At 76.0% G+C, this 9191-nt stretch carries 14 protein-coding genes; 9 read left to right on the top strand and 5 right to left on the bottom strand.

Features of this window, described 5'->3' with window-relative positions; all coding sequences use genetic code 11:
• Nucleotides 1–319: 319 nt before the first annotated feature.
• Together ACWCYY_RS40270 and ACWCYY_RS40275 are read left to right on the top strand one after the other, a co-directional pair.
• Nucleotides 320–898, top strand: coding sequence for a hypothetical protein (locus ACWCYY_RS40270; protein ID WP_449798912.1), 579 nt, complete (start codon nt 320–322; stop codon nt 896–898).
• A gap of 445 nt (nt 899–1343) precedes the next feature.
• Nucleotides 1344–1868, top strand: coding sequence for an SsgA family sporulation/cell division regulator (locus ACWCYY_RS40275; protein WP_449798920.1), 525 nt, complete (start codon nt 1344–1346; stop codon nt 1866–1868).
• Nucleotides 1869–2031: 163 nt separating this feature from the next.
• Here the strand turns inward: ACWCYY_RS40275 and ACWCYY_RS40280 are convergent, their stop codons facing one another.
• The 4 genes from ACWCYY_RS40280 to ACWCYY_RS40295 all read right to left on the bottom strand — a co-directional run bounded on the left by ACWCYY_RS40280 (nt 2032) and on the right by ACWCYY_RS40295 (nt 4096).
• Complete coding sequence (locus ACWCYY_RS40280) at nt 2032–2355, bottom strand: hypothetical protein (protein WP_345290686.1); 324 nt, start codon at nt 2353–2355, stop codon at nt 2032–2034.
• Nucleotides 2352–3014: a hypothetical protein gene (locus ACWCYY_RS40285; RefSeq protein ID WP_449798913.1), complete on the bottom strand. Its 663-nt coding sequence runs from the start codon at nt 3012–3014 to the stop codon at nt 2352–2354. Before ACWCYY_RS40285 ends, ACWCYY_RS40280 begins: the two co-directional genes overlap by 4 nt.
• Nucleotides 3005–3595 carry an RNA polymerase sigma factor gene (locus ACWCYY_RS40290; RefSeq protein WP_345290688.1) on the bottom strand — a complete coding sequence of 197 codons (591 nt, stop codon included), beginning with the start codon at nt 3593–3595 and terminating at the stop codon, nt 3005–3007. The genes ACWCYY_RS40285 and ACWCYY_RS40290 overlap by 10 nt, the downstream gene beginning before the upstream one ends.
• Before the next feature lie 84 nt (nt 3596–3679).
• Nucleotides 3680–4096, bottom strand: a complete 417-nt coding sequence (locus tag ACWCYY_RS40295; protein ID WP_449798921.1) for an Asp23/Gls24 family envelope stress response protein — start codon at nt 4094–4096, stop codon at nt 3680–3682.
• A 285-nt stretch (nt 4097–4381) separates the two neighbouring features.
• Here ACWCYY_RS40295 and ACWCYY_RS40300 point away from each other — a divergent pair, with 285 nt between their 5' ends.
• The 7 genes from ACWCYY_RS40300 to ACWCYY_RS40330 all read left to right on the top strand — a co-directional run bounded on the left by ACWCYY_RS40300 (nt 4382) and on the right by ACWCYY_RS40330 (nt 8370).
• Nucleotides 4382–4786, top strand: coding sequence for an STAS domain-containing protein (locus ACWCYY_RS40300; protein ID WP_345290690.1), 405 nt, complete (start codon nt 4382–4384; stop codon nt 4784–4786).
• Between the two features lie 24 nt (nt 4787–4810).
• Nucleotides 4811–4990, top strand: coding sequence for a hypothetical protein (locus ACWCYY_RS40305; protein WP_345290691.1), 180 nt, complete (start codon nt 4811–4813; stop codon nt 4988–4990).
• A complete protein-coding gene (locus ACWCYY_RS40310) occupies nt 4987–5910 on the top strand; it encodes a hypothetical protein (RefSeq protein WP_449798914.1) in 924 nt (307 codons plus the stop codon). The genes ACWCYY_RS40305 and ACWCYY_RS40310 overlap by 4 nt, the downstream gene beginning before the upstream one ends.
• A complete protein-coding gene (locus ACWCYY_RS40315; protein ID WP_449798915.1) occupies nt 5907–6488 on the top strand; it encodes a hypothetical protein in 582 nt (193 codons plus the stop codon). The genes ACWCYY_RS40310 and ACWCYY_RS40315 overlap by 4 nt, the downstream gene beginning before the upstream one ends.
• Nucleotides 6489–6761: 273 nt before the next feature.
• The gene (locus ACWCYY_RS40320; RefSeq protein WP_449798916.1) at nt 6762–7040 is read left to right on the top strand and encodes a hypothetical protein; all 279 of its coding nucleotides are present in this window, start codon (nt 6762–6764) and stop codon (nt 7038–7040) included.
• Between the two features lie 21 nt (nt 7041–7061).
• Nucleotides 7062–7661, top strand: a complete 600-nt coding sequence (locus tag ACWCYY_RS40325; RefSeq protein WP_449798917.1) for an HhH-GPD-type base excision DNA repair protein — start codon at nt 7062–7064, stop codon at nt 7659–7661.
• A 295-nt stretch (nt 7662–7956) separates the two neighbouring features.
• A complete protein-coding gene (locus ACWCYY_RS40330) occupies nt 7957–8370 on the top strand; it encodes an SsgA family sporulation/cell division regulator (RefSeq protein ID WP_449798918.1) in 414 nt (137 codons plus the stop codon).
• Nucleotides 8371–8717: 347 nt separating this feature from the next.
• Here ACWCYY_RS40330 and ACWCYY_RS40335 read toward each other — a convergent pair.
• Nucleotides 8718–9191 (bottom strand): class F sortase (locus ACWCYY_RS40335; protein ID WP_449798919.1); only part of this gene is annotated, 474 nt, incomplete at its 5' end.

Raw genomic sequence — 9191 nt, forward strand, 5'->3', positions numbered from 1 at the left:
CCGGTGGCCGTCTCACGTTCTCAGGCGACACCCATCACCGGGACGAAACCCCCGGAACGGGTGGAACCCGTACACCACTCCCCTGGACGCAACCCGATCGACGACGCGGTGAGGGCTACCGATCCGCGCCGGACTTGGCGAGGTTGGCGGGCGGTACCGGTGACCGTTCCGGCGCGAGTGTCCCTCGGCGCTGTCGGCACCGGCCGCGGTGGGTCGCCCGCCCGCATCCCGGGCGGTCACGCCGTGGTTGCGCCGGTCGGAGCAGTGGAGCGGTCGGTCCCGCGACCGCCGGGTGGGAACGGTCGTTGGTGCGGACGTGATGACCGACTCTGAATCCGCTGCCCTGGCTTCGGCCGGGGTGGTCGGGCGGATCGCCGCCTTCGACCTCGCGCTGGCCGTCCTCGAACAGGACGGCCCGGCGGTCGCCCGTGTCATCGGGCGGCTGCGGACGTGCGGGCAGGCCGAGCAGGCGGCGCACTGCTGCGAACTGCACCTGAACGCATTGCTGACCCGCGCGCTCCAGCAGGCGGGGGTGCCGGCGGGGGCGGTCGCCACGTCCATGCCGGCCGAGGCCCTGGCAGAACGCATCTCCACACTGCTGGACTTCCTGTACTACCCGGTGGAGACCGAAGAGGTCGTCGCGGCCTTCGTCGCCGGTGACCTCGGGCCGCTGCGGGGCTTGCGGGGCACGCCCGGCCTGGTGGCCCGGGCTGTCGCGGCGGTGGGTCTCGGCCTGGTCGTCCGGTCGCAGTCCAGGTTGAAGGCTCTGCTGGAGGCCGACCGGGCCCGGCACGTCCGTCACCAGGAGTGGAACGGCCAGTGCCCGCCGGGCCGGTCCGCCAGGTCCATGCGCCTGCGTCAGCAGGAGATCACGCCGGTCGTGGGTCAGACGCCGTGACAACCCGGCGCGCTCCCACGGCACGGTCTTGAGCCGGGGCCGCAACGTCACCCACCCCCCTTCGCACTCGACCCCGTTGGGCTTCGCCGCTCCGCGGGACCTGCGCCGACGTGACGCCGGGGACGGCGTCGTACCGGCTCCCGGGACAGCGCGGCGCGACCTCCGCCGCCCGCCGCGACACCGCCCGCCACCGAGATCGCGGCCGACGGCTCCTGAGCGGAGCGTCGGCCCGCCCGGGGGATCCGGCCGGGCCGCGGAGCCCCCGGATGCAGGAGTGCCGCGTCGCCGTCGTGCTCGTTGAGATTCCCGTGAACGCCGATCCGCCGCCCGCTCCGTGGGAGCAGAACCGATCCGCCCTCGACCGTGCAGGTGGAGCATGAGGAGCGGGAGCCTATTGCGAGCCGCAGGCCGACCCAGGTCCGAGGCGGGCTGCGCCGTGCCGGTGATGCTGCGCCTGGTGCCCTCCCCGGGGGAGCGCGTACGACTTCCCGGTCACCTGCGCTACGCCGCGGCCGACCCCTACGCGGTCCGGCTCGACTGCTGGGCCGGACCGGGGGCCGAGGCGGTCCGGTGGACCTTCGCCCGGGACTTGCTGGCCACGGGTCTGCGCGAGCGGTCCGGCGTCGGGCGGGTGACGGTTTCGCCGCCCACCGCCGTCCACCCGGAGCACCTCGTGATCGTACTCAGGGGCTCCGCGTCCACTGCGGCCCTGCTGGTACCCGCAGCGGTGGTGCGGGAATTCCTCGCCGTGACGGAGCGTCTGGTGCCCACCGGTACGGAACACCGGTACGCGAAGCGCGCGTTGCGGCTGCTGCTCGGGCCGAGCCGGTCCGTCATCGACCGGACGCGGCCCTGCGGCTGGGCGGGGCGCCGCCGAGCGCGGGCCGGTTCCACCACGACGGGCGCCGCCGCGGGCCACCACCCCTCCGACGAGGTCGCGCCGTCCGCGGGCCGGCACCGGGGGAGGTGAGCCGGGCCGGGGTGCCCGCGCGGGCCCACCGGTCGGCGGGCACCCCGGTGACCACGTCTCGCCCGGGCGGCAGTGCGGCGTGGGCGCCGCTTCGTGGAGCGAGCGTGTGCGCGCCGACGGCGCTCTCCCCGGCACGCCCGCAGCGCCATCGCGCGAACGGTCGTCAGGGAAGCGGGCGGACGGCGTCGAGGCAGGCGGTGACCACGACCTCGACGCGGGTGCCGTCCAGGCCGGGGCGGCGGCCGAGGCCGTGGGTGACGCGGGCGCGGACGGCGCGGGCGGTGGCGGCGGCCTGGTGGCCGGGCCGGACCGCGAGCCAGACCTCGACCGTGGCGGGTTCGGTCGGGCGCAGGCGTACCCCGGCGGCGGTGCCGGGCCGGGAGGTCAGACGGTCGGTCAGGCGGGGGCTGAGGTAGGCCACGCCGGGGAGGCCCGCGACCCAGCCGGCGATGTCGGCTTCGAGCGCGCGGCGTTCGTCGGGGGTCATGAGGCACCGTCACTCTCGGGGAGGAGGTCCCGGACCGTGACGTCGACCCGGCGCAGTTCGAGGCCGAGGCGGACGGCGGCGGCCTCGGTCACGGCGGACCGGACCAGGGCGGCCGTCTCCGGGAGGGGGCGGCTGAGGTCGGCGAAGACCTCGACCGCCGCGAACAGCGGGCCGGGCGCCAACCGGCGTGAGGAGAAGGTGAGTTGGCCGCGCTGCTGCGGCGCGTCAAGGGGGGCGATGCGGCAGCTGCCCGCGCACACACCGGGGAGCGCGTCGACGGCGGAGCGCAGCACGGCCGCCGCCGCGGAGCCGGTGACCCAGTCGTCGCCGTCCGGGTCGAGCGGGACGAGCGGGCCCGGGCGCAGTTCGGTCCGGACCGCGGTCATCAGCCGTTCGAGGAAGGCCGGTTCGTCGGGGAGGTGCAGGTCCTCGTCGAGGGCCGCACGCACCGTCAGCTCCAGACCCTGCCGGGCGTCGAGGGCGGCCGCGCAGTCGGGGCAGTCCTCGTGCCCGGGGGCGGGACGGCCGTTCTCCCAGAGCAGGGCCAGGTCGGCGCCGCAGGTCAGGGTCTCGGAGCCGGCCGGGTCGAGGTCCGCCGGATCGGCGCCGGCCGTCGCGGCGTCGCGGCCGTCGGGGTGGTCGGCGTCGTCTAGCGCCATGGTGCCATCGCCTCCGTCAACTGTCGGCGGGCCCGGAAGATCCGCCCGCGTACTGCCGGTTCACCGATCCCCGTCACCTCGGCGATCTCGTCGTAGGTCATGCCGTGCAGTTCGCGCAGCACCCAGCATGCCCGCTGCTCCGGGGTGAGGGTGGCCAGCGCGGCGCGCAGACCGTCCACCGAGGCGTGCGACTCGGCCGCCCGCTCCGGCAGGTCGGCCGGGTCGGTGCTGGCCGGTTCCCGCGCCTCGTCCAGCGGCACCTCGGTGCGGCGGGCCCGCAGCGCGTTCAGGCAGCGGTTGGTGACGATGCGGTAGAGCCACGTGCCGAAGGCGGAGTCGCCGCGGAAGTCGGGCAGCTTGCGCCAGACCGCCAGACAGGCCTCCTGCACCTCGTCCTCGGCGGCCTGCCGGTCGTCGAGCATCCGGGTGGCGAGGGCCAGCATCCGCGGGGTGTGACGGCGCATCAGTTCGGCGAAGGACTCCTGGTCGCCGTCCCCGGCCCGGGCGGCCAGCACCTGGTCCGGCAGCGCGGCGAGGGAGGGCCCGGGTCGGGCCTGAGGGGTCGGTGGGGACTCGGGCATGGCGGATCCGTCGCTCCGGGAGGTGGTCGTCGCGGCAGGCGGGCGGGGCGTCGGCCGCCCCATCCGGGCAAACGCCCACCGGCGTCAGCGGACACGGGTGGACGGCGTCTGCTCCTCCTCCTCGTCCTCGTCCGGGAGGTGGACGTCGACCACGTTGATGTTCACCTCCACCACCTGGAGGCCCGTCATGCGCTCGACGGCGCCGATCACCTCCTCCCGGACCTCGGCGGCGAGGTCGGCGATGGCGACGCCGTACTCGACCACCAGGTCGAGGTCGACGGCGGCCTGCTTCTCCCCGACCTCCACCTTGACGCCCCGGGTGACGCCGTTGGAGCGCCCGCCCGGGACCCGGTCGCGCACCGCGCCCAGGGCGCGGGTGAGGCCGCCGCCGAAGGAGTGGACGCCGTCCACCTCCCGCGCGGCCATGCCGGCGATCTTGCCGACCACCTGGTCGGCGATGGCGGTACGGCCTCGCTCACCCGACGGCGGAACCGGCCGCACCGGCCGTGCGGACTCGGCGGGGCGGACGTCCTTGCGGGCGATGGTCTCGGTGACGGACACGGTGGCCTCCGGTGCTCGTGGTGGTGGTTCGCCGTCTTGGACAGCGGGCGGCGCGGATTCCTCACGCGGGGCGCGGGAGGAATCCCGCGCTCCGCCCGTCCGGGGGAGCCGGAGGCCGGGTCCGTTCGAAAGGTTCGGAGCGACCGCGTGAGGAATCAGCGTCCGCCGGTGTCGAACCAGGCACCGGAGCGCGCACGGCGCACCCCGTGGAAGGAGAGCACCGCCATGACGACCCTGCTGCCCGTCGTTCGGGTCGACCACGTCCACCAGGGCTGCGCCGGCCCCTGTGAGCAGTTCCACTGCGCGGTCGAGCGCCGCGACGGCGGCCTGTACCTCGCCCCCTGCGGTGACCTCGACGTCCTGACGCTGCCCCAGCTCGCCGACCCCCTGTGCCTGATCGGGCCGGGGACGGCGTGGGTGCGGCTGGACCTGTCCGGGGTGGGCTTCATGGACAGCAGCGGCCTCCGGCTCCTCACCCGGGTGCGCGAACGCTGTGCCCGGGCCGGAGCCCGGCTGGAGGTCTGCGGGCTGCGTCCCGGACACCGCCGACTGCTGGCCCTGCTCGACTACACCCTGCCCGGCCAACGGCCGGCCGACGCGCCGCCGGAGCCGACGCGGCCCCGGAGCTGACGCACCATCGGAGGAGGAACCGCCGTGTCCCACACCCACACCGGCCTGATCGCCGGCCTCGCCCTCGGCCTCGTTGCGGCCTTCGGCGGCTTCACCGCCTTCCTGCTGGTCGCCGCCCTCGGCACCCTCGGCCTGCTGCTCGGCAGGTGGGCCGACGGCGGCCCCGGCCCCGCCGAACTCCTCCACCGGGGGGAGCGGCGATGAGCACCAGGTCCACCTTCGCCCCGCCCCGGGAACGCGGCGGACTCCGGATCACCGACCGGGCGCTGTCACGGATCGCCACCCGGGCCGCCGCAGGATCGGCGGCGTCCGGCGCTGTGACCTCCCGTGGCCGGGTCCGCCGCCACCGGGCCGGCGCCGACGCGGCGCTCCGACTCGTCCTCCGCTACCCGGGACCGCTGGCGCGGGAGGCCGGGCAGGCCGTCCGGGCGGCGGAGCGGGCCGCCGACGCCCAGGCCGGCGTCCGGCTGCGCCGCACCCGGGTCCGGGTGGTGTCCCTGGAGCCGCAGGACGGGGCACCCGGGCTGCCGCCCGGACCCGTCGCTTCGGCCGGGCACCCCACCGCACCCGCCAGGGCCCGCCGCGCCGCGCACCGGTGGACCGCCCGCCGGATCCCCGCCGCCGTGCTGTCCACCGTCGGGCTCCTCGCGGCGACTGCCTGGTGGTCGGCCCGGGTACGGGGCGTGCCCCACCCGGCCGCCGTGCAGCGGGTCCTGGACCAGCTCGCCTCGGCGCGGGTGGGCGGCCTCCCGGTGCTGGCCGCCGCCGTGGCGGCCGGGATCCTCGGGCTCTGGCTGGTGCTGCTGGCCGTGACCGGCCGTCGGCCGTCCGGCTGGCGGCTGCCCGCGGCGCGCGGCACGGCGGTGGTCGAGGTCGACCGGAGGCTGGTCGAGCGCGAGGTGCGGCAGGCGGTCGGAGCGCCCGGCCGGTTCCGGGTCAGGGCCGCCCGGACGGTGCGGATCACCGTCCGGGCCCCGGTCCCCGCCGACACCGTACGGGCGGCCGCCCGGGACGCCTACGCCCGCCTCGGCTTCGACGGCCCGCCGCGGACCGTCGTCCGCGTACCCCGGCCCACCGGCCCGGCCGCCCGTACCGGCACCCGCGACCAGAGCACGGAGGAATGATGCGACGCACCGTCAACCGCGCGGCCCTGGCCCTGGCCGGACTGGCCCTGCTGGCCGCCTCCGGAACGATCCTGTCGGCCGCGGCCGGTCTCCTGCCCACAGGAGCCGAGCCGTCCTGGCTCCCGCGCACCTCCGACTCCCCGCTGCTCACCCCACAGCTGGCGAACGAGCTGTCAGTGGAACGGAGTTGGGACCATCCAGTGGCCCTCGCGAGCGCCGCCGCCGGGCTGCTCTGCCTCGTCCTGCTGCTCGCCCAGCTCCTCTCCCGCACCCCGTCGACCCTGCGCCTGCGCACCGGCGGACCGGGCACGGGGGACCTGCGCACCACCGCGCTCACCGAGGCGGTCCGAGCCCGTGCCCTGCTCGTCCCGGGCGTGGCCGATGGCGTCGCGCGGCTCACCCGCGGCCGTCGCCCGGCCCTCGAACTCACCGTCAGGCTGGCCGGGCCGACCGCACCGGCCGCCACCGTCGACCCACTGCTGGCCGTCCTCGCCGAGGCGGCCGACAGCACCGGGCTGCCCCTTCGGCTGCGGTTGCGCCTCGCTCCGGCCCGCATCGGACGGCGGCACCTGCGGTGACTCACGGCTGACGGATGATCAGGACCGGCCGGAACCGGTACCGCTGGGCGCAGGACCGGTGCGGGCGCCCGCTGCGGGATCGGACGCCGGGCTCGTGGTGGACGCGGCCGAGCACGCCCTCGGCGGTCCCGGCCGTCGGAACCGGCCGCGCCGTCGGGACCGGTCACATCGGGTACGGAGGACCGAACGGGCGGCTTCCGCACCGCTGCGGCGCGCCGTTCGGGGACCGGGCCGCCTCGGGCGCGAGGGTGGGCACGTGTTGAGGCCCACGCGATGATGTTCGTGCTGTTGCTGTTGCTGCTCTCCCTCGCGACGGTCGAGATCGTCTGGCTCGGGTCGCAGGGACGGCACCGTGGAGCGCGTCAGGTGCTGCGTGACGGCTCGAAGCCGGTGCTGCCCGCCCGCCACCGCCGGGATCGCCACGGTCCCGACGCCGAGGGGGAGTTCGGGGGGATCGTCCGGCCGGGGAAGGAGACCGTGCGGGTGGACGCGTGGCGTGTTGCGGGCTCCGGCTCCGTAGGGCTCGGCCACACTGGGCGCCACTACCGGTGATCCGACCCGAGGAGGGTCCGCATGGCCGTTGCCGTCCGCCTGGCACAGCGCCCCGCGGCCGACGAGTTGCTCGGACGCAGCCCGCTCGCCGCGCTGGTGGGCGTCCTGCTGGACGAACGCGTCCCGCTGGACTGGGCTTTCACGGCACCGCTGTTGATCGCTCGGCGGTTGGGGACGGACGGCCTGGACGTCCGGCGGATCGCCGCGTGCGACCCGGGGCGGTTCGCCTCGCTGTGCAGGGCCGACCCGGCGATCCACAGCCAGCCGGCCGCCATGGCCAGGAAGGTGCAGCACCTCTGCAAGGCCCTGGTCGCGCGCTACGACGGTGAGGTCACCGGGCTCTGGGCCGGCGCCCGGAGCGGGGCCGAGGTCTACGACCGCCTCCTCGCCCTGCCCGGGTTCGGCCCGCAGAAGTCGCGGGTGTTCGTGGCGCTGCTCGGAAAGCGCTACGGGATCAGGCCCGAGGGCTGGCGTGAGGCGGCCGGCGTGTACGGCGAGGACGGCGTCCGCCTCTCGGCCGCCGACGTCACCGGACCGGAGTCCCTGGCAGCGGTCATCGCCGCCAGGTCGGCGATGCGGGACGGCGCGAGGCGGGCGAGGGCGGCGGCCACGGCTCGCTGAGCCGGAGGACGGGGCGAGGTGTCTCCCGGTCGGGCCGGTGTCCCGGACGTGGGCCGACCGGGGTTCACACCTTCGTGTGCATCCCGCCCGGTGGGGCCGACGGCGGGCCGGGGGCCACGCGTTTCCGTCCGGCCCACGGGCCGGGGTCCGTCGGCGGACGCGTGGTGCGGCCGGATGACGTAACGGCCCGTCAACCACCCGGCGGTTGCCCGGGCGCGAGCGGGCCGATCTGGGGTACAAGTGTCCGGCCCAGCCTCCAGCGGGGCCGCCGTCCGCCCGTCGTGGAAGTGTGCCAGTGCGTCGAGAACCCGTGGTCCAGTCGCTCGCCGCGGCGCTGGTGGCGCCGTACCCGCCCGAAGTCGAGGCCCACCTCGAGTACGTGGCGGCGGACCCGTACGCGGTCCGGCTCGTGCTCGGCACCCGGTGTGCCCTGAACGAACCGCCGGTGACCTGGGTGTTCGCCCGGCAGCTGCTGCTCGACGGGCTGGATACCGTTGCCGGCCTCGGCGACGTGCGAGTGTGGCCGCGGACTCCGGAGCGCACGGCGGTGGAACTCCGGTCGGCGGACTGCTGCGCCGTCGTCGACATCGAGACCGCCGGCATCCGGGCCTTCCTGGGCCGCAGCCTCCGCCGCGTCCCGTCCGGCGCCGAGGGCCGCCTGATCGACTGGCAGGCGGTCGTCGCCGAACTGCTGGGCCGCCGCGCCTGATCCGGGCCGCCGCGGCCGGTGCGGGCACCGTCCGGAGTGCGTGTCGGGGGCGAATGCCGGGACGACCGACGGGTGTCCCTCCGCACCGGTCGTCCCGATGTGCCGCCCTCCGGCCGCCGCCCTGTGCCGTGGGGGCGGTCAGCCGACCGGGCCGGGAGAACCGGCCCGGAGGCACTCGCGCTGCTCAACGATTCCGCGTGGTCGAGGTCACGGCGGAAGGCCGGCCGGACTCCGTTCGGACGCGGTGGGGGCGGCCGTTCGCAGTAATTCCGCGATATTTGCGCCGAATGCCCCCGATCCCTCTTCCGGGTCGGGGGCATTCGGCTGCCGTCCATTTCGGTGCGGGCTCAATGAGCGTCCGTCAGATGGGCGAAAAGAATGACATTGCTGGTGTATTCGTGCTCGGCCCGGTCGAATCGTCCGCCGCAGGTGATGACGCGCAGTTCGGCGGCCTGGGTGGGGCCGTAGACCAGCGCGTTCGGAAAGGACTTCCGGGGGAAGGTGCGGACCTCGTCCACGGTGAACACCGCCGTGCTGCCGTCCAGCCGGGTGACCTCCACCAGCGCTCCCGCCTTCACGGTGGACAGCGCCCAGAAGACCGCCGGGCCGTCGAGCGTGTCCACGTGCCCGGCCACCACCGCGGCGCCCTGGGCACCCGGGGTCGCGGAGTCCCGCAGCCAGCCCGCCGTGCCCGGCATCGAGTACGGCGGCAGCTCCGGACGCCCCTTGTCGTCCGAACCGAGGGCCAGCAGCGGGGCCGCCACGCCGATCGCGGCGATGGTGAGCCGGATCGGCGTGGACGGGGCGAGCGGGGCGTGGCC

The organism is Kitasatospora sp. NPDC001664, assembly GCF_053596675.1.